24 protein-coding genes are annotated in these 22,741 nt (G+C 71.2%); 12 read left to right on the top strand and 12 right to left on the bottom strand.

Annotated elements, in window-relative coordinates:
* Positions 1-11 precede the first annotated feature (11 nt).
* From IF78_RS0122980 to IF78_RS0122965, 4 genes are all read left to right on the top strand, one after another.
* Positions 12-323 (top strand): DUF4229 domain-containing protein, encoded by a 312-nt coding sequence (locus tag IF78_RS0122980; protein ID WP_031478060.1) that lies wholly within the window; start codon positions 12-14, stop codon positions 321-323.
* A gap of 207 nt (positions 324-530) precedes the next feature.
* Positions 531-2,195 (top strand): SPFH domain-containing protein, encoded by a 1,665-nt coding sequence (locus IF78_RS0122975; RefSeq protein WP_031478059.1) that lies wholly within the window; start codon positions 531-533, stop codon positions 2,193-2,195.
* Positions 2,192-3,538 carry an SPFH domain-containing protein gene (locus IF78_RS0122970; RefSeq protein WP_031478057.1) on the top strand — a complete coding sequence of 449 codons (1,347 nt, stop codon included), beginning with the start codon at positions 2,192-2,194 and terminating at the stop codon, positions 3,536-3,538. The genes IF78_RS0122975 and IF78_RS0122970 overlap by 4 nt, the downstream gene beginning before the upstream one ends.
* A 70-nt stretch (positions 3,539-3,608) precedes the next feature.
* Positions 3,609-4,271 (top strand): TetR/AcrR family transcriptional regulator, encoded by a 663-nt coding sequence (locus IF78_RS0122965; RefSeq protein WP_031478056.1) that lies wholly within the window; start codon positions 3,609-3,611, stop codon positions 4,269-4,271.
* On the opposite strand, the gene IF78_RS0122960 is transcribed toward IF78_RS0122965, so the two are convergent.
* On the bottom strand, positions 4,253-5,092 hold the full coding sequence (locus IF78_RS0122960) for a MaoC family dehydratase (RefSeq protein ID WP_031478054.1): 840 nt from the start codon (positions 5,090-5,092) through the stop codon (positions 4,253-4,255). The two genes, IF78_RS0122965 and IF78_RS0122960, sit on opposite strands and share 19 nt — an antisense overlap.
* On the bottom strand, positions 5,092-6,408 hold the full coding sequence (locus IF78_RS0122955) for a 3-oxoacyl-ACP reductase (protein ID WP_031478052.1): 1,317 nt from the start codon (positions 6,406-6,408) through the stop codon (positions 5,092-5,094). Before IF78_RS0122955 ends, IF78_RS0122960 begins: the two co-directional genes overlap by 1 nt.
* An 84-nt stretch (positions 6,409-6,492) precedes the next feature.
* On the opposite strand from IF78_RS0122955, the gene IF78_RS0122950 reads away from it, so the two are divergent.
* Positions 6,493-7,779, top strand: a complete 1,287-nt coding sequence (locus IF78_RS0122950; RefSeq protein WP_031478051.1) for an acetyl-CoA C-acetyltransferase — start codon at positions 6,493-6,495, stop codon at positions 7,777-7,779.
* A 259-nt stretch (positions 7,780-8,038) separates the two neighbouring features.
* A complete protein-coding gene (locus IF78_RS0122945; protein ID WP_031478050.1) occupies positions 8,039-9,967 on the top strand; it encodes an AMP-dependent synthetase/ligase in 1,929 nt (642 codons plus the stop codon).
* Positions 9,968-9,994: 27 nt separating this feature from the next.
* Here IF78_RS0122945 and IF78_RS0122940 read toward each other — a convergent pair whose 3' ends face one another.
* A complete protein-coding gene (locus tag IF78_RS0122940; RefSeq protein WP_031478048.1) occupies positions 9,995-10,549 on the bottom strand; it encodes a hypothetical protein in 555 nt (184 codons plus the stop codon).
* Between the two features lie 125 nt (positions 10,550-10,674).
* On the bottom strand, positions 10,675-11,211 hold the full coding sequence (locus IF78_RS0122935; RefSeq protein WP_031478046.1) for a hypothetical protein: 537 nt from the start codon (positions 11,209-11,211) through the stop codon (positions 10,675-10,677).
* A gap of 229 nt (positions 11,212-11,440) precedes the next feature.
* Between IF78_RS0122935 and IF78_RS0122930 the strand changes: the two genes are divergently transcribed.
* On the top strand, positions 11,441-11,956 hold the full coding sequence (locus IF78_RS0122930; RefSeq protein WP_031478045.1) for an EF-hand domain-containing protein: 516 nt from the start codon (positions 11,441-11,443) through the stop codon (positions 11,954-11,956).
* 72 nt (positions 11,957-12,028) lie between these two features.
* Here the strand turns inward: IF78_RS0122930 and IF78_RS0122925 are convergent, their stop codons facing one another.
* Positions 12,029-12,991, bottom strand: coding sequence for a CU044_5270 family protein (locus IF78_RS0122925; protein ID WP_031478043.1), 963 nt, complete (start codon positions 12,989-12,991; stop codon positions 12,029-12,031).
* On the bottom strand, positions 12,984-13,601 hold the full coding sequence (locus IF78_RS0122920; RefSeq protein ID WP_031478041.1) for an RNA polymerase sigma factor: 618 nt from the start codon (positions 13,599-13,601) through the stop codon (positions 12,984-12,986). The genes IF78_RS0122925 and IF78_RS0122920 overlap by 8 nt, the downstream gene beginning before the upstream one ends.
* Positions 13,602-13,944: 343 nt before the next feature.
* Between IF78_RS0122920 and IF78_RS0122915 the strand changes: the two genes are divergently transcribed.
* Positions 13,945-15,081 (top strand): sugar ABC transporter substrate-binding protein, encoded by a 1,137-nt coding sequence (locus IF78_RS0122915; protein ID WP_031478039.1) that lies wholly within the window; start codon positions 13,945-13,947, stop codon positions 15,079-15,081.
* A gap of 18 nt (positions 15,082-15,099) precedes the next feature.
* Here IF78_RS0122915 and IF78_RS0122910 read toward each other — a convergent pair whose 3' ends face one another.
* Positions 15,100-16,068 carry a LysR family transcriptional regulator gene (locus IF78_RS0122910; RefSeq protein ID WP_234439747.1) on the bottom strand — a complete coding sequence of 323 codons (969 nt, stop codon included), beginning with the start codon at positions 16,066-16,068 and terminating at the stop codon, positions 15,100-15,102.
* A gap of 186 nt (positions 16,069-16,254) precedes the next feature.
* On the opposite strand from IF78_RS0122910, the gene IF78_RS0122905 reads away from it, so the two are divergent.
* Together IF78_RS0122905 and kstD are read left to right on the top strand one after the other, a co-directional pair.
* Positions 16,255-16,794, top strand: coding sequence for a DUF6817 domain-containing protein (locus IF78_RS0122905; RefSeq protein WP_037640996.1), 540 nt, complete (start codon positions 16,255-16,257; stop codon positions 16,792-16,794).
* Positions 16,795-16,877: 83 nt separating this feature from the next.
* Positions 16,878-18,629 carry a 3-oxosteroid 1-dehydrogenase gene (kstD, locus tag IF78_RS0122900; protein ID WP_031478033.1) on the top strand — a complete coding sequence of 584 codons (1,752 nt, stop codon included), beginning with the start codon at positions 16,878-16,880 and terminating at the stop codon, positions 18,627-18,629.
* On the opposite strand, the gene IF78_RS0122895 is transcribed toward kstD, so the two are convergent.
* Genes IF78_RS0122895 through IF78_RS0122880 form a run of 4 tightly spaced genes read right to left on the bottom strand, consistent with a single transcriptional unit; the run spans position 18,626 to position 20,584 of the window.
* Entirely contained in the window at positions 18,626-19,285 is a 660-nt protein-coding gene (locus tag IF78_RS0122895; protein WP_031478032.1) for a class I SAM-dependent DNA methyltransferase, read from the bottom strand. The two genes, kstD and IF78_RS0122895, sit on opposite strands and share 4 nt — an antisense overlap.
* A gap of 27 nt (positions 19,286-19,312) precedes the next feature.
* Positions 19,313-19,558 (bottom strand): glycine zipper domain-containing protein, encoded by a 246-nt coding sequence (locus tag IF78_RS0122890; protein WP_031478031.1) that lies wholly within the window; start codon positions 19,556-19,558, stop codon positions 19,313-19,315.
* A 25-nt stretch (positions 19,559-19,583) separates the two neighbouring features.
* Positions 19,584-19,898, bottom strand: coding sequence for an AzlD domain-containing protein (locus IF78_RS0122885; protein ID WP_031478030.1), 315 nt, complete (start codon positions 19,896-19,898; stop codon positions 19,584-19,586).
* A complete protein-coding gene (locus IF78_RS0122880) occupies positions 19,895-20,584 on the bottom strand; it encodes an AzlC family ABC transporter permease (protein ID WP_051828097.1) in 690 nt (229 codons plus the stop codon). The genes IF78_RS0122885 and IF78_RS0122880 overlap by 4 nt, the downstream gene beginning before the upstream one ends.
* Before the next feature lie 106 nt (positions 20,585-20,690).
* Between IF78_RS0122880 and IF78_RS0122875 the strand changes: the two genes are divergently transcribed.
* Positions 20,691-21,239, top strand: a complete 549-nt coding sequence (locus IF78_RS0122875) for a helix-turn-helix domain-containing protein (RefSeq protein ID WP_031478026.1) — start codon at positions 20,691-20,693, stop codon at positions 21,237-21,239.
* A 78-nt stretch (positions 21,240-21,317) separates the two neighbouring features.
* Here IF78_RS0122875 and IF78_RS0122870 read toward each other — a convergent pair whose 3' ends face one another.
* Complete coding sequence (locus IF78_RS0122870) at positions 21,318-21,521, bottom strand: cold-shock protein (RefSeq protein ID WP_003992177.1); 204 nt, start codon at positions 21,519-21,521, stop codon at positions 21,318-21,320.
* A 287-nt stretch (positions 21,522-21,808) separates the two neighbouring features.
* On the opposite strand from IF78_RS0122870, the gene IF78_RS0122865 reads away from it, so the two are divergent.
* Positions 21,809-22,657, top strand: coding sequence for a menaquinone biosynthetic enzyme MqnA/MqnD family protein (locus tag IF78_RS0122865; protein WP_031478021.1), 849 nt, complete (start codon positions 21,809-21,811; stop codon positions 22,655-22,657).
* Positions 22,658-22,741 lie beyond the last annotated feature (84 nt).

Below are 22,741 nucleotides of genomic sequence, written 5' to 3'. Positions count from 1 at the left end.
AGTGGATTGAGATGCTCCGCTACACACTGATGCGCCTCGGGATCTTCGTGGGCTGCCTCGTGGTCGTCTGGGGCCTCGTCTACTCCGGCCTTGCCCCGCGCGGCCTCGGCGACTCCAACGGCATGTGGATCATCCTGCTCGCCCTGCTGATCTCGGCCCCGATCAGCTTCGTCGTCCTGCGCAAGGAGCGCGACCGCGCCTCCGTCCAGATCGTCCAGAAGGTCGACCGCGTGAAGGCCAACCTGGAGGCCAACCGCAGCCAGGAGGACGACGTGGTCGACGAGGCGGCTCGGGCGCAGGGGAAGGCTTCGCAGGCCTCGTAGGCCGCGGCACGTTCTCTTCCCGATCCCGGCACTTCCCGATCCTGGCGCTTCGGGATCCCGGCAGCGCATACCAACGGGTAACTGTCCGGGCCGCCCCCCTTACCCTTGTCCGGATCATGATGTGGGATGGCTGGAACCACATCGGGCCGACCGGTGTATCACCAGTAGCACCCGCATCCAACGGGCATCGGAACACAAGGGGGAAGCGTGGCACGAGCGCGCGCGAAACAGGGCGCACGACGCGTTGCCGAGGCCGTAGCCTCCGGCACCGATCCGCGGACGGCCGCGCAGGAGGAACTGCGGCGGCAGATCGGCGGACGCGGGACACCGGGAGCCGGCGGCGAGGAGTACGACGCGCAGGGCTGGGCCATCGACCCGGCCGACTTCCTGGCCGCCCGGGAGCAGGGCGGCTCCACCGCCACCGTCATGCGGCAGAAGACGGTGCCGCTGGACGAGGCAGGGGAGGCGCTCGGCCGTAGCGAGCAGGTGCGCGAGGGCGGCGAGGTGGCGCACGCCATCTGCCCGATGGTGATCCCCAAGGGCCGCTCGTTCGTCTCCATGCTGCCGGTGCTGACGCTGCTCGTGCTGGGTGCGGTGGGCGCGGGAATCGTGGGGGCGGCCGGTGCCGACGTCCTGACGAACCCGCTGTTCGGCGTGCACTACTGGGTCATCTCGCTCGTCGCCGTCGGCTTCGTGTGGTGGCGGCAGGGCATGGTCATGGTGCCGGACGGCTGCCAGGCGATGATCACCAAGTTCGGCAAGCTGGAGAAGGTCGTCGGCCCGGGCCGGGTCGTGCTGCTGAGCCCGTGGAAGCGGGTGTCGTACATCGTCAACACCACGATCGAGTACCCGTTCAACGCGCCGGTGCGCGAGGCCCCGACCAGGGGTGGCGTGAAGGCGTCGATCGACCTGTTCATCCAGTTCCGGATCAGCGACCCGACCGAGTTCGTCTACACGCTGGGCGCGGTGCGCGGCTTCGAGGAGAAGCTGAGCAACGCGGTGAGTGAGACCATTCGCAGCCTCATCTACGAGCAGGAAGCCGCCGGCATCTACGACATGGTCGGCGAGGACACCGGCCGGCTGCTGGAGCAGCTCAACCAGCAGTTCCGCCCGGCCGTCGAGCTGACCAACGCCAACATCACCCACGCCGAGCCCTCCGACCAGCGCTACCGCATGGACCTGGCGGCGCCCGAGATGGTGCGGGTGGCCAAGGAGGCGTACACGCACGAGTACGCCCTTCAGCTCCGCAAGGAGCAGGACGAGGGCGACCTCACCCGCGAACTCGCCTCCAGCCAGGAGACGCTCTCCGCGATCCAGGCCGACATCGCCCAGTACCAGGCGCAGATGGACACGGCCGTGGAGCGCGAGACCAACCGCGCCGAGGCCCTCGCCCGGCAGCGCTACGTCCAGGCCGAGTCGGAGGCGAAGGCCAACGCGGCCCTGCTCGAGGCCCAGGCCCTGGACATCCGCGCGGTCACCGCCGCCGAGGCGCCGGAGATCCTGGAGTACCGCTACCAGCAGCAGGTGCTGGACACCCTCGAGCAGGTCGCCGACCATCTGCCGCGGCTCGTGCGCATCGGCGGCACGGCGGACGGCGGCGGCGTCGCCGGGATCGACTTCCTTGAGCTGGCCCGCGAACTGGTCGGCGAGCGGGGCACGGAGCTGTTCACCGACGAGGACATGGCCGCCGCACGGTCGCGTCTCGCCGAGGTGTCCGAGCGGATCGCCGCGCGGGAGGCGGAGATCGGCGCGCTGCTGGCCGCCGAGCGGCCGACGGTGCCGCAGGTGCCCGACCAGTCCGCATCGACCGACAGCTCCGAGAGCTCCGACGTCTCCGACAGCTCCGACGTGTCCGAGGAGGCCGCCCAGTGAGCAGCGCCCGTTCCCACCGCCGGTCGGTCATCGCCGAGACGGTCGCCCCCTGGAGCGACATCGCGCGGCTCCTGCGCGGCGGCGAGGCCGACACCCTGATCCCGGTCATCATCCCCCGCCACCGGCGCCGCCTGTGGTGGATGCTGCCGCTGTGGCTCGGCGTCTACGCCCTGCTGACAGGCCTGATGCTGACACTCGGCGAGGCGGATGCCGCGAGCACCGGGGATCTCACCTACGGCACCCTCGCCGCCCTCTCCTACGCCGGCGGCGTCGTCCTGCTGCTGATCGGCGCGCTGTGGTGGTGGCGCTCCTCGATCGTCGAGATCGAGCAGGGCACCAACGGCGTGCAGACCCGCTACGGCGCCGTCGTCCGCACCCTCGACGCCGGCCGCCACTACCTGTGGCACCCGTGGTCCCGGGTCGACTTCGTCGTCGACGTGGCCACGGAGATCCCGTACTCGGCACCGGTGATGGCCTGCCCCACGCAGGAGAACGTGCCGCTGCGCTCGATCGAGTTCTTCCTGAAGTTCCGCATCACCGACGCCGTGCTGTTCGTCCGCACCATCGGCGCGGGCAACTTCGACCTGGTGCTCTCCAGCGCCGTACAGGACGCGATCCGGCAGCGGGCGCGGAAGATGCGCACCGAGCGGGCGTACGACCTGCGCGGCTCGGACGTGGCCGACATGCAGGAGCTGCTCAACCGCCAGCTGTCCGGCTACGGCGTACGCATCACCGGCTCCAACATCCCGGACGTGCAGCTGCCCGCGCAGTACCAGCAGCACCTGGCCACCCGGGAGCGGGTCGCCAAGGAGCGCACGGCTTACGACCAGGAGTGGGGGCTCGTCCGCAAGCGCCGGATCGACCAGCTGGGCATGGACATCGAGCGCGCCAAGAAGGTGCGGGACGCCCGGATCGTCGAGGTCAGGGCCGCGCTGAACCGGGCCCGCGAGGAGGTCGCCCAGCTGCTCGAGCAGCAGGAGACCAACGCCCAGCGCGTGCGGTTCGAGATCGAGACGCGGGGCCGCAGCGGCCTGATCGCCGCCGAGAACGAGGCGCGCGCCCAGCGTGCCCTCGCCAAGGCCTACCGCGACAACCGGGCCGTCCTGCAGTACGAACTGGCCCGGCGCCGCCTGGAGGTGGGCGCGAAGCTCGCCGGGAAGGCCCCGCAGCCGGTGGTCGTACGGACCGACGGCACGGGCGCCGACACCTCGGCCCTGTCCACCCTCCTCACCGCCCAGCTGCTGCCCCGGCTGACGGCCCTGCCGTCCGGCGAGGGGCGGCAGTGGAGCGACCGGATCGACCGGATCGAGCGGCTCGCGGACGAGATGAGCGGCGAGGAGTAGGGCGGGGGAGCAGGCAGCGGTTCGCGGCGGGCCGGGTGGGATCGCCCTCCCGGCCCGTACGCTAATCGGCATGGGTGCCGTGAAGACCAAGCGGATGCCGCGTGCCGTCCGTGAGCAGCAGATGCTCGACGCCGCCGTGCGGACCTTCGGCCAGCGGGGGTACATGGCCGCGTCGATGGACGAGATAGCCGAACTCGCGGGCGTGTCCAAGCCGTTGGTGTACCTGTATCTGAACTCGAAGGAAGACCTCTTCACCGCCTGCATCCGACGCGAGGCGGCCGCCCTCACCGCGGCCGTGCGGGCGGGCGTCCACCCCGAGTCGGCCGCCGACCGGCAACTCTGGGACGGACTGCGGGCGTTCTTCACGCACACCGCCCAGAACCCGGACGGCTGGTCCGTCCTGCACCTCCAGGCCCGCACCCATGGCGAGCCGTTCGCCTCCGAGGCCGCCGCGATGCGCGCGGAGATCGTCGCGTTCGTCACGCAGCTGATCCTCGCCGCGGCCCGCGAGGCCCATCGGGACCCCGACCTTCCCGAGCGTGAGGTCGCCGGTCTCGCCGAGGCCCTGGTGGGCGCCGCCGAGTCGCTCGCCGACTGGGCCAACGCCACGCCGGGCGTCACGGAGACGGAGGCGGCGGCCACCCTGATGAACTTCGCCTGGTCGGGCCTGGGCAACCTCATGGGCGGCAGGCCCTGGACACCTCCGGGCACCACTCACGAGGTGAGTGGATAGACCTCCCCGGCCAGGTGGACGCGACCCTCGCCGCCCCGCAGCTCGAACCGCCCGCCCTCCGCGGCGTAGGTCACCGTCCCCGGCAGCAGGACCGGCGCTCGGAACTCCGCCCGTACCAGCACCTTCTCCGGTGTGCCGTGCGCGGCGAGGCAGCGGGCCACCGTCCACATGCCGTGGGCGATGGCGCGCGGGAAGCCGAACAGCCGGGCGGTGAGGGGGTGGAGGTGGATGGGGTTGCGGTCGCCGGAGGCGGCGCCGTAGCGCCGCCCGACGTCCCCGGCGATGCGCCATTCGGCGACCTGAGGGAGCGGCTCGGGCACCGTGGATGTGCGCCCGTCCACCGCGTTCGTGCGGTGCCGGGCGAGATACCTGCTCCTCGACTCCCATACGACGCCCTCCCGCGCCCGCATCTCGGTGACCACCACGGCCTCCGTCCCCCGGCGATGCGGCACCAACCCGTCGACGTGAACGGTGAGTTCGTACTCGCCGGTCGCCGTCATCGCCGCGTGCCGGGTGATCTCGATCGACGTGTGAACGAGTCCGAGCAGCGGCAGTGGGAACTCCCGCGCGCTCATCAGCCGCATGGCCAGGGGGAAGCCGAGGACGTGCGGATAGGTGATCGGCAGCGCGTCGTCGCCCGTGGCGAAGCCGCACACCCGCTCGTACGCCGCCAGTCGCGCGAGGTCGACGCCCACACCGGGCAGGACGAGCCGGGTGCGCGGGAACTCCGCGTCCGCCGCCGGTCGTTTGAAGGGTGACAGCAGGGCGCCCCGGGCGAGCAGGGGCGGAAGGGAAGGAGCACTGGTGAGGACGAGGGACATCAGGCCCCCAGCAGGCTCTGGCCGCATACGCGTACGACCTGCCCGTTGACGGCACCGGATCCCGGATCCGCCAGCCAGGCGGTCGTCTCGGCGACGTCGACCGGCAGTCCTCCTTGCGCGAGGGAGTTCATCCGCCGCCCCGCCTCCCGGATGAAGAGGGGAACCGCGGCGGTCATCTTCGTCTCGATGAAGCCCGGCGCGACCGCGTTGACCGTCACCCCGTGCTCGGCGAGCGCGCGCGGCGCGAGGGAGCGGACCAGGCCGACGACGCCGGCCTTGCTCGCGGCGTAGTTGGTCTGTCCGGCGTTCCCCGCCAGCCCCGCGATCGACGCCGTCGCCACGATCCGGCCGCCCCGCCCCAGCGTCCTGCTCGCCAGGAGCGCGTCCGTCGTGCGCAGCACGCTCGCGAGGTTGACGTCCAGCACCGAACTCCAGCGCTCGGCGGTCATGTTGACCAGTCGCCGGTCACGGGTGATCCCGGCGTTGTGGACCAGCACGTCCAGCCCGTCGGGCAGCGCGGCCGCGATGCGCTCGCCCGCGTCGGGGGCGGTGATGTCGAGCGCGAGGGCGGTGCCGCCGAGCCGGTCGGCCACGCGCCGCGCGTCCTGTTCGGCCTGCGGCACGTCGAGGACGACGACCCGGGCGCCGTCCCTGGCCAGCGTCTCGGCGACCGCCTCACCGATGCCGCGCGCGGCACCGGTGACGAGGGCGGTGCGGCCGGTGAGGGGGCGGTCGGGGTCGCCGGGCTCCGTGATCCCGTCGTCGGCGCCGATCTCGATGACCTGGCCGCTGACGTACGCCGACTTGGGAGAGAGGAGGAAACGGAGGGTCGACTCGGCGGCGCGTGCCTGCGTCAGCCGGACGAGGTTCACGGTCCTGCCGCGCCCGATCTCCTTGCCGAGCGAGCGCGTGAAGCCCTCCAGTGCCTGCTGGGCGGCGGCCTGGTGGTGGTCGGCGGGGTCGAGGGGCGCGCCGAGGACGACGATCCGGCCGCTCGTGGCGACCGACCGTACGACGGGGTGGAGCGCCGTGTGCACCTCGGCGAGCGTCTCGACGTCCCGGACTCCGGTGGCGTCCAGGACGACGGCGCCGGGCTGCTCGGATGAGGCTGCCTGCGCGGAGGAGGCCGTCAGGTCGAGGCGCGGCCCGGTCAGGTCCAGTTCCGACTTGCCGGCCGTCAGCAGCAGCCGGCCGCCCTCCGGCGCGGGCCGCCCCGCCGACGAGCGTTTCAGTGGCGCGGGTTGGGGCAACCCCAGACGGCGGGTGAGGAAGCGGCCGGGTGCGGTGCCCGTGAAGCTCAGATAGCGGTCGGCCATGTGGGACTCCCAGTGCGCTCCAGAACTGACTCCGGAGTAAGGTTACCGGAGGTAAGCCCATGGTGACGTGAGGAGTGAGTGGAGATGAGCTCGCTGTTGGCCCCTGCGGTACGGCGCGTCGCGATCATCGGCGGCACCCGCATCCCGTTCGCCCGCTCCGACGGCCCCTACGCCACCGCGTCCAACCAGGACATGCTCACGGCCGTCGTCGACGGTCTGGTCGAGCGGTACGACCTGGCCGGCTCCGGCGCGGTCGGCGAGTTCGTCGCCGGGGCCGTACTCAAGCACAGCCGCGACTTCAATCTCGCCCGCGAGACCGTCCTCGGCTCGAAACTGGACGCGCGTACGCCCGCGTACGACATCCAGCAGGCTTGCGGCACCGGCCTCCAGGCCGTCATCGCCGCCGCCAACAAGATCGCGCTCGGACAGATCGAGTCGGCCGTCGCGGGCGGCGCGGACACGGCCAGCGACGCGCCCCTCGGCGTCAACGAAGAGCTGCGCCGGATCCTGCTGGAGGCCAGGCGGGCCAAGTCGCTCGGCGATCGGGTCAAGGCCCTCACGCGCGTGCGGCCGTCCCACCTGATCCCCGACATCCCCCGCAACGCCGAGCCCCGCACGGGGCTCTCCATGGGTGAGCACGCCGCCGTCACCGCCCGAGCCTGGGGTGTCTCCCGTCAGGCGCAGGACGAGTTGGCGGCGTCGAGTCACCAGCGGCTGGCGGCGGCGTACGAACGCGGCTTCTTCGAGGACCTGGTCGTGCCCTTCCGTGGTCTGACCCGCGATCAGAACATGCGCCCCGACTCGACGCCGGAGAAACTCGCCGCGCTCAAGCCCGTGTTCGGCCTCGACCGGCCCGACCCGACCATGACGGCGGGCAATTCGACGCCGCTCACGGACGGGGCGGCGGTCGTGCTGCTGGCGAGCGAGGAGTGGGCCCAGGCGCGGGGCCTGGAGCCCCTGGCCTACCTCACCGCGTACGAGACGGCGGCCGTGGACTTCGTACGCGGCGATGTGGCGGACGGCGAGGACGGGCTCCTGATGGCACCCGCGTACGCCGTCCCCCGCATGCTGGAGCGGGCCGAACTGGCCTTCCCCGACTTCGACTTCGTCGAGATCCACGAGGCCTTCGCGTCCCAGGTGCTGGCCACGCTGGCGGCGTGGGAGAAGCGGGGGCTCGTCCCCGTGGACCGGGCCCGGCTGAACGTGAACGGATCCTCCCTGGCCACCGGTCACCCCTTCGCGGCGACCGGTGCGCGGATCGTGGCGACGCTGGCCAAGTTGCTGGAGCAGAAGGGTGGTTCAGGCCGCGGGCTGATCTCCGTCTGCGCGGCGGGCGGACAAGGGGTCACGGCGGTGCTGGAGCGAGGCTGACGGCGGCTCCGGGGTGAAGGGTAAGGAAAGAGTGAGACGAAGCTGAGTACCCCTCACATAGCCCCCGACGTTGCACATACCCGGCCCCGGACCCTCGCCGAACCCGCACAACGCCCACACGCGGGCCCCGTACGATCACCTGCCTAACCAGCGGTAACCCTTTTCCGCAGGCCTCCGCAGGTGAACGCCACGGTGCGCGAGGCACGTACGTCATGCAGCAAGCAGTTTCGTCGCTGCACGCCCGCCGCAGGAGCCGCCCGTGTCCACCCCCCTTCCTTCCTTCGCCCCCTCGGCCGCCTTCGACGACGCTCCCGGACCGAACCTGGTCCAGCCCGAGACGCGGCGACTGGACGGGGCGGTACGGGAGGCGTACGTACCGCCGTTCGCGCCCCCGGTGACCCACGGCTCGCTCGCGGATCTGCCCTTCGACAACGCGCACGCGGCTCCGGACGCGGTGGTCCTCAGCCGCAAGGGCGAGGACGGGAAGTGGACGGAGGTTGCGGCGGCACAGTTCGCCGAGCAGGTGCAGGCGGTGGCGAAGGGCCTGATCGCCGAGGGATTCGTGCCGGGCGACCGGATCGCGGTCATGGCGCGCACGCGTTACGAGTGGACGCTCCTCGACTTCGCGGCCTGGGCTGCCGGTCTCGTGACGGTCCCCGTCTACCCCACCTCCTCCGTCTTCCAGACCCGCTGGATCCTCCAGGACTCCGGCGCGGTCGCCCTGGTCACCGAGACCGCCGGCCAGGCGGCCGCCCTCGGCCCCGAACTGGACCGGGTGCCCGACCTGCGCCACATGTGGGTGATGGAGAAGGGGCACGTGGAGCGGCTGGCCGAACTGGGCGCCCAGCAGCCGGACGGGGAGGTGGCCGTACGGCGGGGCATGCTGGCACCGGACACGCTGGCGACGCTCATCTACACCTCGGGCACGACGGGCCGCCCCAAGGGCTGCGCGCTGACACACGGCAACTTCTTCGCCGAGGTGGACAACGCGATCGAGCTGCTCTACCCGATCTTCAAGGCGAGGACGAGCGAAGAGGCGTCGGTGCTGCTCTTCCTGCCCATGTCACATGTCTTCGGCCGCATGGTGGCGGTGGCGTGCGTCCGGGCCCGGGTCCGCCTCGGCCACGCGCCGAGCCTGAAGGCGGAGCACCTGCTTCCCGACCTGGCGGCCTTCCGCCCCACCTGTCTGCTCACGATCCCCTACATGCTGGAGAAGGTCTTCAACTCCGCCCGCGCCAAGGCCGAGACGGGCGGCCGGGTGTCGTCCTTCGACCGCGCGGCGTCGGTGGCCGAGCGCTACGGCGAGGCGACGGAGGCCCGCGCGGCGGGGACGGGGTCGGGCCCGAGCACGGCACTCAAGACGGCCCGCGCCTTCTACGACCCCCTCGTCTACCGCCGTATCCGCAACGCCATGGGCGGCCGCGTGAAGTACGCCATCTGCGGCGGCTCACCGCTCGGCCGCCGCCTGGCCGCGTTCTACGCCGGCGCGGGCATCGAGATCTACGAGGGCTACGGCCTCACCGAGACGACGGGCGCGGCGACGGTGACACCGCCCCTGAAGCCCCGTCTGGGCACCGTCGGCTGGCCGTTGCCCGGCACCCGGGTCCGGATCGCGGCGGACGGCGAGATCCTTGTCGGCGGCGAGCAGGTGCTGCGCGGCTACTGGGACCCGGCGGCGGGCGGTGTGGTCCCCGCGGCGGCCGACGGCTGGCTCGCGACCGGTGACATCGGCGAGCTCGACGACGAGGGCTACCTGACGATCACCGGCCGCAAGAAGGAGATGCTGATCACGGCGGGCGGCAAGAGCGTGGCCCCGGCGCCCCTGGAGAACTGGCTGCGCTCGCACCCGCTGATCTCGCAGTGCATGGTCGTGGGTGACCGGCGGCCGTACGTCTCGGCGCTGATCACCCTCGACATGGACGGCGTCACCCACTGGCGCCGGATGAACGGCAAGCACTCGGTCCCCGCCGAACTCCTCGTGACCGACGACGAGTTGAGGTCGATCCTGCAGCGCGCCGTGGACGAGGCCAACAAGCTGGTCTCCCGGCCCGAGTCCATCCGCCGCTTCGCCATCCTGCCGACCGACTTCACGGAGATGGACGGCCACCTGACCCCGTCGATGAAGCTGCGGCGGGAGGCGGTCCTGCGGGACTTCGCGGCGGAGGTGGAGGGGCTGTACGAGAAGTAGGCGCACCCTCGGCGTGCCCGGCCCCTCTCAGGAGGTGCTGCCGGCGGTCTTCAGAGCCCTTTCCAGCAGGCGGTCGGCGAGGCCCGCGAAGGCCGTGCTCAGGGCCTTGTCCGTGATGCGGTGGGCGTAGGACTGGAAGACCAGTGCGGCCGAGGCCTGGATGGCGGGGGAGACGCGCTTCGGATCGGCGACGACCTGCTGCCGCAGCTGCACGGGCACGGGCCACTTCTTCGGCCAGGGCAGTTTCGGCGGGTCGGGGCAGATGTCGTCCCCGACCTCCTTCAGGACCTCGGCGGGCTTCCTTCCCGCCAGGCTGGCGGCGATGGTGGCCTCCGCCACCGCGACGGACATGTCCCGGACGGCCGGCAGCACCGCGGTCCGGGGCGGGAGCGGCTGTGGGTTCAGGCTCGCGCCGTCCCCGGCCGCCGACCTGAACCCGACGCCGAATCCGTTGCCGACGCCCGGGTCGTGGATCGGGTGGGGCGGGACGGGCGGCTCGACGATCTCCCACAACCGGGGGTCGAGACGGGCCAGCATCTCCATGACCTCGACGGTCAGCGCCGCACGGGAGGCGGTTGCCATGGGGGCTCCCTTCCTGGATCTCGGGTGACAGCGTGAGACCGTAGGCCGGGCTGGTACGGCTGTTCGGGCATTGGCCCTTTCGAGGGCGCGGCCGTTGCGAGCGGGCCGCGCCCGGCGGCTGTGTCCTACGGCAGGATCTCCAGCCGAACCGCGCTCTCGGTGCCCCGCAGGCCGGAGGTGAGGCAGTCCGTGGGCAGTTGCCGGGGGAGCGAGGTCACGGTCCGCCGTACGACGTGGCCCTTGCCGCGCCCCTCCAGGACCCGGCCCGACTGCAGGACCACCAGGACGCCGGCGACCCGGGCGGTGGTGGCGCCGTCGATGACGATCAGCGACCGGCTGCCGTCGGCGTAGCGGACGGTTTCGATGCCATGCGCGCCGGCCAGTGAGAGGCAGGACGCCGTCGGCGCGACGGCGTGGAAGGAGCCGGTGGCCGCCATGGTGTGCCCGGGGGTGGTCGTGCAGGTGTAGGCCACGTCCGCGTGGTTGTGGGTCTTACGGGGCTGGAGGGTGAGCGAGGGGTCGTAGCGGCTGCTCGCGTTGCCCGTGCAGAGGACGGACTCGTGTCCGCCCGTACCGGCCTGACCGGCCGGCGCCGCCACCAGCGATGAGACCACGAGCGCCAGAACTCCCAGCGTGACCGCCGTACCGCGCCTACCGAACACATGCCCTCCTTGAAGACCGCGCACCGCGACTGGTGCCACCAGTGCTCAACCGGCCCGGAGAACAGGCGGTTTCAGGCGCCTCGCAGCGCATCGTCGGCGCACGCGTGCGCCGCGCGCCGCCGAGCACGCGTCTGCTCCAGCTGGGCCGCTTGGAGCCGGCCGGGCGCCGGGTAGGAAGCGCCGGACGAGTCCTCGTCGAAGAGCAGGAACCGAGCTGGAGGAGACCCGAGTGAGCCGTACGACCGCCGACGCCGCGACGACCGCACGCGTGCGCGTGTTCGCGATGATGGACGCCGACGGGGACCAGGTCGTCACAAGGCACGACTACCTCTCCCGGATCGACCGCACGGTCGCGGCCACCGGCCGCAGGGAGGACGACCCCCTCGTCGTCGCCGCCCGCGCGGAAGGCGTCAAGGCGTGGGGTGAGATGGACCCCGACGGCGACGGGAAGCTGACCTTCGACGAGTACAACGCGTGGGTGGGCGCCGACAAGTTCGACAACGTCTGCCGCTTCGCCCTCGGCGCCCTCTTCGATCTCGCCGACGCGGACGGCGACGGCACCCTGGACAAAGCGGAGTTCACGACCCTGCGCACCGCGCTGAACAACCCGCCCGACAATGCCGCCGCCGCGTTCGACGCCCTGGACACCGACGGCGATGGCCGGGTCGCCCGCGACGCGTATCTGGCGTCGATCCGGGCGTACATCGTGGGCGCGGACTCACCGATGGGCGAGGTCCTGTACTGACCCGAATTCTCCCTTGAGGGGCGGCCTCGACGAGACCGCCCCTGACCAGCCATCAGCCCGAGTGCCAGGGGCCTAGGGCTGCTGCCTCAAGCGGTCGACGATCGCCCACTCCACCACGTGCGACAGCTGGATGTACGTCTTCTCCCCGGAACGCGAGGTCCGCTCGGCGCGGAAGCCCAGGAATTCATAGGACTCCGGGTCGAAGATGAGGTACTTGCCCTTCTCGGACGCGTGCTCAGGGTAGGAGATCCCCACACCGGTGCGCCCGGCGGAGTCCTCCACCCCCGGCGTCACCTTGACCCCGGGCACCAGTGCCAGCGCCTCGTACGCGGCAGGACGCAGCCCCTCGGGCAGCACCGGCCACTTCAGGAGCTCGCCGAGCATGAAGTAGGCGTCGTACCAGTCCCACGCGGTGAAGTCGTCGATCGACTTGCCGGACGTGCCGGAGCCGACGATGCGCGGGATGAGCTTCTCCGGGTCGGTGGGCAGCTTCTCCAGCTTGCTCCACTCCCGAGGCGGCCACACGCTCCCGTTCCCCATGGGTTCCTCCCAGATCACCCGGCCGAGTTCCATGGTCAAAGAGCGCTTGGAGCCGTCCACCGAGTCCCAGTTCACGTCCACATAGGTCTTGACCGCGCCGGTCTTCGTCTCCGTTTCCTTGATGATCCGCTTCGAGTAGATGAACTGGTCGTCGCGCGGCGCCACGGGCTTCTCGTGCCTGGTCGCCCACGCCGCCGCCCCGTTCAGCACCGTCACGGCGGCGGCGTTGCGCATCCGCGGGGCGTTCGTGCCCGCGCCGCCGCCTTCGTCTGCGCCGTCCGCGGTGATCACTACCGCTGTGCCCGTGACCGCCATGGTGACCACCGCGGCTGTCGCGAGGCGCAGCGCGAGGCGGCGGCTGGGTGCGGCGTCGGGGTGCCGCTTCGTGCGCGCAATCGTGTTGAGCAGCCGGTGGCGGGCCTGCGCTCGGGTCGGTTCGGTGAGCGGGGCCGCGTCCGCGTTCCAGTCCCGCAGGAGTTCGAGTTCGTCACTCATGGCCGGATGCCTCTCGCAGTGTCGTCGGATCGGATCCGCCCAACGCTTCGCGTAGCTTGCTGCGAGCCCGGTGCAGCCGTGATCTGACCGTGCCGATGGGGACACCGAGGGCCTGGGCCACCTCCTCGTAGCCGAGACCGCCCCACGCCACCAGCAGCAGCACATCCCGGTGCCGTGCGGGCAGTGCGGCCAGTGCCGCCGCCAGCTCGCGGCGTACGGCCTCGGCCCCCACCCGGGCCGCGGCCCGGTCGGCCAGCGGCTCCTCGTGGTCGGCGGGAGCCGGGATGCGGGCCAGGGCCTTGAACCGGCGGGCCTCGGCCCGCCGGTGCCGGCCGACCAGGTTGGTCGCTATCCCGAACAGCCAGGGCCGGGCGTCGTCGCCCGTGACCCGCGCCGGGTCGTACCGGCGCCGTTGCTGGAAAGCGGTGGTGAAGGTCTCCGCCATGAGGTCGTCGGCGGACTCGCCGCCGAGCCTGCGGGCCAGATAACGGTGTACCGCATCCGCGTGCCGGTCGAAGAGCACGGCGAATGCCTCGGGCTCATCCCGGGACCGCGCAATCACCGAGGCATCGCTCTCCGCCCCCGTGCGGACGCCTGGTTCGACGGTCATCGGGGCTCCTCTCGTGCTGTGGAACGCTTCGAAGGCTTGGGCTTTCAACTCTCCTTCGCCCGTCGCCTCCGGTGAGTTCCATCGCCGCGCCCCCAGCCCCGCTCGGCGACCAACTCCCCTGACCGGAAGGCCGACCAGGTAGTGGGCTCTGACCTGGGGAGTTGCCGGTCGGGACGTCGGCAGGACGGTGTGGGCGGACGTCGCACTGAAGGACGCCTTGTCCTGGACGTGGAAAACGGTTGCCGTCTCGTTACGACAACACCTTGACGTGACATGCCCTATCCGCGTTGGCTACCGCCAACCCGGGTAGCAACGCCGCTCCTCCGCTCGGAAGGCACCACTAGTGACCGCTCGTACCCCCCACACCTCTGCCGTACGCCGTATCGGCATAACCCTCGCCGCCTCCGTCTCGGCCCTGTCGCTCACGGCGTGCGGTGTCATCGACGGAATCGGGGGCGGTGACAGCTCCGCGGCACCGGAGAAGGGCGACGACATCACGGTGGGGCTCCTGCTGCCCGACAAGGACACGGCACGTTTCGAGAAGTTCGACTACCCCCTGATCAAGAAGGAAGTCGCCTCCCTCACCCACAACAAGGGCAAGGTCGACTACGCCAACGCCGAGGCGAGCCCGGACAAGCAGAGCCGGCAGTTCCAGCAGATGATCGAGGACCAGGTGGACGTGATCCTGGTCGACGCGCTGGACGCCAAGGCCATCGCCTCCGATGTGCGCAAGGCCAAGGACGCGGGCATTCCGGTCATCGCCTACGACCGGCTCGCCGAGGGGCCCATCGACGCGTACGTCTCCCACGACAACGAACTCGTCGGCGAGGTCCAGGGCCGCTCGCTCGTCGAGGAACTCGGTTCGAAGGCCGCGACCAGCAAGGTCGTCATGATGAACGGGGACCCCGCCGACCCGAACACGGGCCGGTTCAAGGAGGGCGCGCTCGACGAGCTCGAGGGCGAGGTCGACATCGTCAAGCGGTACGACACCGACAAGTGGTCGCCCGAGATCGCCAAGAAGAACATGCAGGCGGCGATCGCCTCCGTCGGGCTGAGCACCATCGCCGCCGTCTACTCGGCCAACGACGGCATGGCGGGCGCCGTCATCGAGGCGCTCAAGGGGGCCGGGGCCACCAAGATGCCGCCGGTGACCGGGCAGGACGCGAATCTGGACGCGGTGCAGCGGATCGTCGCGGGCGAGCAGTTCATGACGGTGTACAAGCCGTTCGCGCAGGAGGCGACCAACGCCGCGAGGATGGCCGTGTACAAGGTCCAGGGGCGTGACATCGAGTTCGACGCGCTGACCCAGGACTCGGTCGACAGCGGGTCGGAGGAGAACATCCCCGCGCAGCTGGTGTCGGTGGTCTCCGTCACGAAGAAGAACATCAAGGACACGGTGGTCAAGGACGGCGTCTACACCGTCAAGGAGATCTGCACTCCCGAGTACGCGGCGGACTGCGCGGCCATCGGCCTGAAGTAGGCGCGAGGCCGGGAGCGTTCAGCCCCGCTCGCGCCGGCGGTGTCCGTTCGAGCCTCGCGCGCCCCGGCGGTGTCCGTCCGCGTCCCGCGCCCCCCGGCGGTGGCTCTCCACCAGGTCCGCGAACGCCCTCGCCGGGGGACTGAGCGCGTCCCAGCGGCGGACCGCCCAGCCGACGGGGAGGGGCCGCAGGGCGGGGAGGGGGATCAGGCGCAGGTCGCCTTCGGCCTCCCCGCCGGGGGCGGGCAGCCCCGGAAACGCCGGCACCACCGCCCGCCCGACCCCCAGCTCGGCCAGCAGCAGTGCCGTGTCCCAGTCGGCGACGCTCGTGTCGTGCGCGAGCCGGACGCCCAACTCGGCGCAGGCGGCGTCCAGATGGGCGGCCGAGGCGGAGTTCGGTGGCAGCCGGATCAGCCGTACGTCACGCAGGTCGGCGCCGGCATCGACGTACGGCCGCTCCGCCAGCGGATCGTCGGCCCGCACCGCCAGCACCCACGGCAGCTCCACCACCGGTCGCTGCTCGATGCCGCGCACCGGTGGGCCGAGGGTGATCCAGGCCAGGTCGAGCGTGCCGTCGGCCAGCGCGTCGAAGCTGCCCCGGCCCGAACTCACCGTGCGGAACTCCAGGCTGACCTTGGGGTGCCGACGCCGGTACGCGACGACCGCCTCCGACATGAAGTGCCGTACGCTCGTCGCCCCCGTCGCCACCCGCACGTACCCGCTCTCGCCGTCGACCAGGTCCCGCAGCTGCCGTATCGCCAGATCCAGCCCGGAGATCCCCTCGGCGGCGGCCGTCTCCAGCATCCGCCCCGCCCGGGTCGGTACGACTCCGCGAGGCTGCCGTTCCAGCAGCGCGACCCCGGTCTCCCGCTCCAGCCGCTTCACGTGCTGACTCACCGCCGACTGGGTGCACCCCAGCTCCCGGGCCACCGAACTCAGGCTCCCGGCCCGGCACACGGCCACGAACACACGCAGGTCGTCGAGAGTCATGACCCCCAAGCTAACACTTGGGGGTCGCGACAAATCCCAAGGATTGACTGGGCTTTGCCCGATGCACGACGATCCTGAACGGGCCCGGGCGGCAACCCGCTCCACGCCCCCGCAGGAGTCCGGACCAGTGCGGGGAGGGAGCGGGTGCCGACCCAAAGACGACCGAAAGCTCCGAGAGGAAAGCACGTGTCGACCCCCATCGCTCACGCCGAGTCCCTCCTGGCGGACCTCGGCGCCGGGACCGTCCCGCACCCGGGCGGCACCCTGCTCGCCCACCTGCGCCGCGTACGGACCCGCCTCGCCGGCTGGAACGCCCGCCCGGCTCTCCAACTCGCCGGTCTCTGCCACGCGTTCTACGGCACGGACGGCTTTCCGACGGCCCTGCTGCCGCTCGACCGCCGTGACGAACTGGTGGGGATCATCGGAGCGGAGGCAGAGTCGATCGTGTACTTCTACGCCTCCTGCGACCGCACGGCCTCGTATCCGAGCCTCGCCGACGAGGGCTCGCCCTTCCACGATCGCTTCACCGGTCACTCCCACACGCCGGACACCGGCCTGCGCCGCGACTTCGCCGAGCTCACCGCCGCCAACGAACTCGACCTCGCCGACCACGATCAGACGTTCCTCGAACAACACGGCACCGACCTGTTCGCCTTGTTCAGCCGCTTCCGGCCGCTGCTGAGTGAGCCGGCCTGGAAGGACTGTCTGACCCTTGACTTCACATGACAGTCGCGTCACATTCGCATTTCTGACACATCGTCAGGACGGGTCGGACGGTCCAGGGCGGGAGCGGCGAGATGAACAGTGACATGAACCCCTCGCGCAGACACGTACTCGCCGTGGGCGCCGCAGGCACGGCCGCGGCACTTGTCGGTGTGTCTCCACAGGGCGCACACGCGGCCGACCTACCCCTTCTCGGCACCTACGACGTCGTCGTCATCGGCTCCGGAGCCGCCGGCATGACCGCCGCCCTGACCGCCGCCGAGCAGGGCCTGAGCTGTGTGGTGCTGGAGAAGGCCGCCACCTTCGGCGGGTCCGCCGCCCGGTCCGGTGCCGGGATCTGGATTCCGAACAACTCCGTGATCCTCGCGGCCGGCGTCCCGGACACACCCGCGAAGGCCGCCGCCTATCTCGCCGCCGTGGTCGGCCCCGACGTCCCCGCCGGCCGGCAGCAGGCCTTCCTCGCTCACGGCCCGGCGATGCTCTCCCTCGTCATGGCCAACAGTCCGCTGCGGTTCCGCTGGATGGAGGGGTACAGCGACTACTACCCCGAGCTGCCCGGCGGCCTCCCGAACGGCCGCTCCATCGAGCCGGACCAGCTCGACGGCAACATCCTGGGCCCGGAGCTGGCCCGGCTGAACCCGCCGTACATGGACGTGCCCGCCGGCATGGTCGTCTTCAGCGCCGACTACAAGTGGCTGGCCCTGGCCGCCGTGAACGCCAAGGGGGCCGCCGTGGCCGCGGCGTGCCTGGTGCGGGGCACGGCGGCGGCCCTGCACGGGGAGAAGCCGCTGACCATGGGGCAGTCGCTTGCTGCGGGACTGCGGGCGGGGTTGCGGTCGGCCGGGGTGCCCGTATGGCTCGGTACGCCGCTCACCGATCTGTACGTCGAGGGCGGCGCCGTGCGCGGAGCGGTCGTCACCAGGGACGGCGCCCCCGCCCTGGTCCGCGCCCGCCGGGGCGTGATCGTCGGCTCGGGCGGCTTCGAGCACAACGCGGCCATGCGTGAGCGCTATCAGCGACAGCCCATCGGAACGGACTGGACGGTCGGCGCCAAGGAGAACACGGGCGACGGCATCCAGGCCGGGCAGCGGATCGGCGCCGCCCTCGGCCTCATGGACGACGCCTGGTGGGGCCCGGCGATCCCGCTTCCCGGCCGGCCGTACTTCTGCCTCGCCGAACGCACCCTCCCCGGGGGCCTGCTGATCAACGCCGCGGGCGCGCGCTTCGTCAACGAGGCCGCCCCCTACAGCGACGTCGTCCACACCATGTACGACGTCAACGACACCGACCCCGCCATCCCGGCCTGGCTGATCGTCGACCAGCACTACCGGAACCGGTATCTGTTCAAGGACGTCCTGCCGACGCTGCCGTTGCCCGGCGCCTGGTACGGCTCGGGCGCCGCGCACAAGGCCTGGACCCTGGACGCGCTCGCCACCTCGATCGGCGTCCCGGCGACCGCCCTCCGCACGACGGTGGACCGCTTCAACTCCCAGGCGCTGCGCGGCGAGGACCCCGACTTCCACCGGGGCGACAGCGCCTACGACCACTACTACACGGACCCGTCGGTCCTCCCGAACTCCTGCCTCGCGCCCCTCTGGCTCCCTCCGTACCACGCCTTCCGCATCGTCCCCGGCGACCTCGGCACCAAGGGCGGCCTGCTCACCGACGCGCGGGCGCGGGTGCTGCGGGAGGACGGCTCGGTGATCCCCGGCCTGTACGCCGCCGGAAACGCCAGCGCCGCCGTGATGGGCCGCAGTTACGCGGGGGCGGGCTCGACGATCGGCCCGGCGATGACGTTCGGGTACATCGCGGCGCGGGACATCGCCGGGGTGCTCTAGATCTCCGGACGAGTGGGCTTCCGGACGATCAGGAACGCCTGCGGGGACACCTCGTCGAGCGCCGGGTCCGGTTCGCGGACCGTCCGGGAGAGGAGGGCGAAGCCGGCCGCCCTCAGCAGGTCGACGATGTCGTCCGGCCGGCGCCGCTGGAAGGTGAGCGAGACCGGCTGCCCGAAGGGCCGGTCATGGTGCCGGTGCTCGTCGCCGGCCTGGAAGGCGACGAGCAGGGGCGCGCCGGGGGCCAGTACGCGGTGGAACTCGGCGAAGAGAGCCGGGAGTTGATCCATGGGGGTGTGGATGGAGGAGTAGAAGGAGAGGGCGCCGGCCAGAGCGCCGTCCGGGATGTCCAGCTCCAGCATCGACCCCTGCTCGAATCGCAGCCCCGGGTTCTCGCGGCGGGCGATCGCGAGCATCGACTCCGACAGGTCGATCCCGAACATGGGCAGCCCCAGCGCGGCGAGGCGGGCGGTCGTCCGCCCCGGGCCGCATCCGAGGTCGGCCACCGGGCCGTCCCCCTCGACGAGTTCGGCGAACACCCCCAGCACTGCCCGCTCCACCGGCCTGTCCGCCAGCTCGTCCCGGAAGAGGTCCGCGTAGTCCTCGGCGATGGCGTCGTAGAAGGTGCGGGTGGTGGTGATGAAGTCGGCTTCGGTCATGGCCGGGGACCCTAGCGAAGCCGGTGACTACTCGCCTCCGGCTCCCTGCTTGTCCGTCCCCTTCAGGCCAAGGCCGATGGCGGGTCCGAGGGCGGTACCCATCCCCATGCCCAGGGCAAGTCCGACCCCTATGTTGTCGAAGACGGTCATCCCGAGCATGATGCCGATGCTCGTGCCGAGGGAGAGGCCGATCGCAATGCCCATGGCCAGTTTGTTGTCGTCGGCGGAAGTCCCGCCGCTTTCCCCCTGGTTGTTCTCCTCATCGCTGGTCATCCGGCAAGTCTCCCATGGGGGCTCCTCATGCCACCCCCGCAGCCCGCAGCACCGCCGTGACCCCCGCGGCCCCCAGCACCACCACCGGAAACGGCGCCCGCCTCCACGCCAGTACGCCCGCCACCAGCACCCCGGCCGGCCGAGCCCACCCCGCGAAGCCGCCGCCCTCGGTCAGAGCACCCGTGGCCAGCAGAGCCACCAGCAGGACGACCGCGCCCGCCGACAGCAGCTCCTGGACTCGCGCGGGGAGTTGCACACGCCCGTGGAGCACCGGCCCGACCAGCCGGAAGGCGTACGTCCCGACCGCCAGCGCCAGCATCATGGCCACCGTCGCGCTCATGCCGTACGCCTTCCGTGGTCGCGTCCGAAGACGGCGAGCCCCGCCAGTGCCACCAGCACCGGCACCCCCGCCGGGGCGGCCGGCGTCACCGCCAGCGCCAGACCGGCGCCGAGCAGCGCGGAGCGCCGTACGGCCGGATCCTCGCGCAGGGCGGGCAGGACCAGGGCGACGAGGACGGCGGGGAAGGCCGCGTCCAGGCCGTAGGTGCCGGTGTCGCCCAGCGCGCCGCCCGCCAGTGCGCCGGCCAGGACGCCGAGGTTCCACACGGCGAACAGGCCGAGCCCGGAGATCCAGAAGGCCGCCCGCCGCCGCGCCGGATCCGGCTGGGCGAGCGCGAAGGCCACCGTCTCGTCTGTCACCAGGTGCGCGCCGAGAAACCGGGCGAGGCGGCCCGAGCCGATGATGTCCGCGACGGCGAGACTGAAGGCCGCCGTACGGGTGTTGAGCAGCAGCCCGGTGGCCGCGGCCGCCACCGGCCCGCCCCCGGCGAGCAGCACACCGACCGCGCTGAACTGCGCCGAGCCCGCGTACACGACCAGCGACATCACCACCGGCACCCACACCGGCAGCCCACCGGCGACGGCGATCGCGCCGAACGACACGCCGACGACGCCGCTGGCCAGCCAGACGAGTGCGCTGTCCCGCACCAGCGGTGCTGTCGGCGGTGCTTTCAACCGTGCGATCATCGGTGTTCGGAGTAGCGAACGCATGTTTTCCAGAATGAACAGGTGACCGGTCGTTCGTCAAGGCGAACGAACGTACCTGTGGAGCGAACGGCAGGAAGTGAACCGCATGAGCGAACCCCTCGCGTGGATCGCCGCCTCACTGCGACGCGAGCGCACCCGGGCCGGGCTGTCCCTGTCCGAGCTGGCCAAGCGGGCCGGGATCGCGAAGTCCACGCTGTCCCAGCTGGAGGCGGGCGGCGGGAACCCCAGCGTGGAGACGCTGTGGGCCCTGGGGGTCGCGCTCGGCGTGCCGTTCAGTGCTCTGGTGGAGCCTCCGGCGTCTGCCGTTCAGGTCATCAGGGCCGGTGAGGGGTCGACCGTGGCCTCCGAGCGGTCGGACTTCGTGGCGGCCCTGCTCTCCGCCAGTCCGCCCGGCGCCCGCCGGGACATCTACCACCTGCGCGCGGAGCCCGGCACGCCCCGGGAGTCGGAGCCGCACATTCCGGGCAGCGTGGAGCATCTGATCGTCAGCACGGGGCGGGTGAAGGCGGGGCCACGGGGCGAGGAGGTCGAGTTGGGGCCCGGCGACTACATGTCGTATCGCGGGGATGTGCCGCACTCGTACGAGGCGCTGGCGCCCGGGACGACGTTCGTGCTGGTCATGCAGCACGTATAAGGCAGGAGCCCCTGCGCCGGACGGCGAGGGGCTCCTTGGGTACTGCTCTCAGACGTCTTCAGAGGGGCATCCCTCGGATCAGACGGGGGTGACGTTCTCCGCCTGCGGGCCCTTCGGACCCTGGGTCACGTCGAAGGAGACCTGCTGGTTCTCCTCCAGCGAACGGAAGCCGCTCGCGTTGATCGCGGAGTAGTGAACGAAGACGTCGGGGCCGCCGCCTTCCTGGGCGATGAAGCCAAAGCCCTTTTCGGCGTTGAACCACTTCACGGTTCCGGTAGCCATAAGCCCTCCTTGGGCCCAAAGGGTTGCCCTGCTCCAGAACCCTGCAAGTGTGAAAACAAGATGCCGCACAACTGCATACGTCTGAAAACGACGAGAGCCCGCGGTTACATGCTCCGCAGGCTCTGTACTGCAAGGGAAACCAAACTGCAACTTGCGGCGAGCCTAGCACGCGGGCAGCCGAAAGCAATAGAGGTCAAGATCACGTCACCCGGACGTTTGAAGATCGAGAAGTGGTTGACCCTGGGGTCGAAGTTCGAAGCGTACCCCACGGGGTCTAGTCTCGCGATGTGGACAATTCTCGCACCCGGCCGCGCGTGGGCCACATCCAGTTCCTGAACTGCCTGCCCCTGTACTGGGGGCTCGCGAGAACGGGCACGCTCCTCGACTTCGAGCTGACCAAGGACACCCCGGAGAAACTCAGCGAGCAGCTGGTGCGGGGCGACCTCGACATCGGGCCGATCACCCTCGTCGAGTTCCTGCGCAACGCCGACGATCTGGTCGCCTTCCCCGACATCGCGGTCGGCTGCGACGGCCCGGTGATGTCCTGCGTGATCGTCTCCCAGGTCCCACTGGACGAGCTGGACGGCGCCCGGGTCGCCCTCGGTTCGACGTCCCGTACGTCCGTCCGCCTCGCGCAGCTGCTGCTCGCCGAGCGCTATGGCGTACATCCCGACTACTACACGTGCCCGCCCGACCTGAGCGTGATGATGCAGGAGGCGGAGGCGGCCGTACTCATCGGGGACGCGGCCCTGCGGGCCAACCTCCTCGACGGCCCGCGCTACGGCCTGGAGGTCCATGACCTCGGTTCGCTCTGGAAGGAGTGGACCGGCCTGCCCTTCGTCTTCGCCGTGTGGGCGGCGCGCCGGGACTACCTGGAACGCGAGCCCGTCATCACCCGCAAGGTCCACGAGGCCTTCCTCGACTCCCGCAACCTCTCCCTGGAGGAGGTCGGCAAGGTCGCCGAGCAGGCGGCCCGCTGGGAGGCCTTCGACGAGCGGATCCTGGAGCGGTACTTCACCACCCTCGACTTCCGCTTCGGCGGCCCGCAGCTGGCGGCGGTCGCGGAGTTCGCGCGGCGGGTGGGTCCGACGACCGGATTTCCGGCCGATGTGAAGGTGGAGCTGCTCCAGCCGTAAACGGCGGGGTGCTTCGGCACCAGGGCCTGTCCGGCGGATCAGGCCCTAACCTGCTGTCAGTTTCCACGGCCGCGACAGGCCGTA

The organism is Streptomyces bicolor (assembly GCF_000719285.1).
GTDB classification, from domain to species: Bacteria; Actinomycetota; Actinomycetes; order Streptomycetales; family Streptomycetaceae; genus Streptomyces; species Streptomyces bicolor.
The sequence above is the reverse complement of the archived record's forward strand: the minus strand, read 5'-3'. Positions and strand labels throughout refer to the sequence as shown.

What these genes read in the sequence shown, in the direction of transcription:
- IF78_RS0122980 (WP_031478060.1), top strand. Translation starts at nt 12, where the DNA reads ATGCTCCGCTACACACTGATGCGCCTCGGGATCTTCGTGGGCTGCCTC.
- IF78_RS0122965 (WP_031478056.1), top strand. Translation starts at nt 3,609, where the DNA reads ATGGGTGCCGTGAAGACCAAGCGGATGCCGCGTGCCGTCCGTGAGCAG.
- IF78_RS0122960 (WP_031478054.1), bottom strand. Translation starts at nt 5,092, where the DNA reads ATGTCCCTCGTCCTCACCAGTGCTCCTTCCCTTCCGCCCCTGCTCGCC.
- IF78_RS0122955 (WP_031478052.1), bottom strand. Translation starts at nt 6,408, where the DNA reads ATGGCCGACCGCTATCTGAGCTTCACGGGCACCGCACCCGGCCGCTTC.
- IF78_RS0122950 (WP_031478051.1), top strand. Translation starts at nt 6,493, where the DNA reads ATGAGCTCGCTGTTGGCCCCTGCGGTACGGCGCGTCGCGATCATCGGC.
- IF78_RS0122940 (WP_031478048.1), bottom strand. Translation starts at nt 10,549, where the DNA reads ATGGCAACCGCCTCCCGTGCGGCGCTGACCGTCGAGGTCATGGAGATG.
- IF78_RS0122925 (WP_031478043.1), bottom strand. Translation starts at nt 12,991, where the DNA reads ATGAGTGACGAACTCGAACTCCTGCGGGACTGGAACGCGGACGCGGCC.
- IF78_RS0122920 (WP_031478041.1), bottom strand. Translation starts at nt 13,601, where the DNA reads ATGACCGTCGAACCAGGCGTCCGCACGGGGGCGGAGAGCGATGCCTCG.
- IF78_RS0122910 (WP_234439747.1), bottom strand. Translation starts at nt 16,068, where the DNA reads ATGACTCTCGACGACCTGCGTGTGTTCGTGGCCGTGTGCCGGGCCGGG.
- kstD (WP_031478033.1), top strand. Translation starts at nt 16,878, where the DNA reads ATGAACCCCTCGCGCAGACACGTACTCGCCGTGGGCGCCGCAGGCACG.
- IF78_RS0122895 (WP_031478032.1), bottom strand. Translation starts at nt 19,285, where the DNA reads ATGACCGAAGCCGACTTCATCACCACCACCCGCACCTTCTACGACGCC.
- IF78_RS0122890 (WP_031478031.1), bottom strand. Translation starts at nt 19,558, where the DNA reads ATGACCAGCGATGAGGAGAACAACCAGGGGGAAAGCGGCGGGACTTCC.
- IF78_RS0122885 (WP_031478030.1), bottom strand. Translation starts at nt 19,898, where the DNA reads ATGAGCGCGACGGTGGCCATGATGCTGGCGCTGGCGGTCGGGACGTAC.
- IF78_RS0122880 (WP_051828097.1), bottom strand. Translation starts at nt 20,584, where the DNA reads ATGATCGCACGGTTGAAAGCACCGCCGACAGCACCGCTGGTGCGGGAC.
- IF78_RS0122875 (WP_031478026.1), top strand. Translation starts at nt 20,691, where the DNA reads ATGAGCGAACCCCTCGCGTGGATCGCCGCCTCACTGCGACGCGAGCGC.
- IF78_RS0122870 (WP_003992177.1), bottom strand. Translation starts at nt 21,521, where the DNA reads ATGGCTACCGGAACCGTGAAGTGGTTCAACGCCGAAAAGGGCTTTGGC.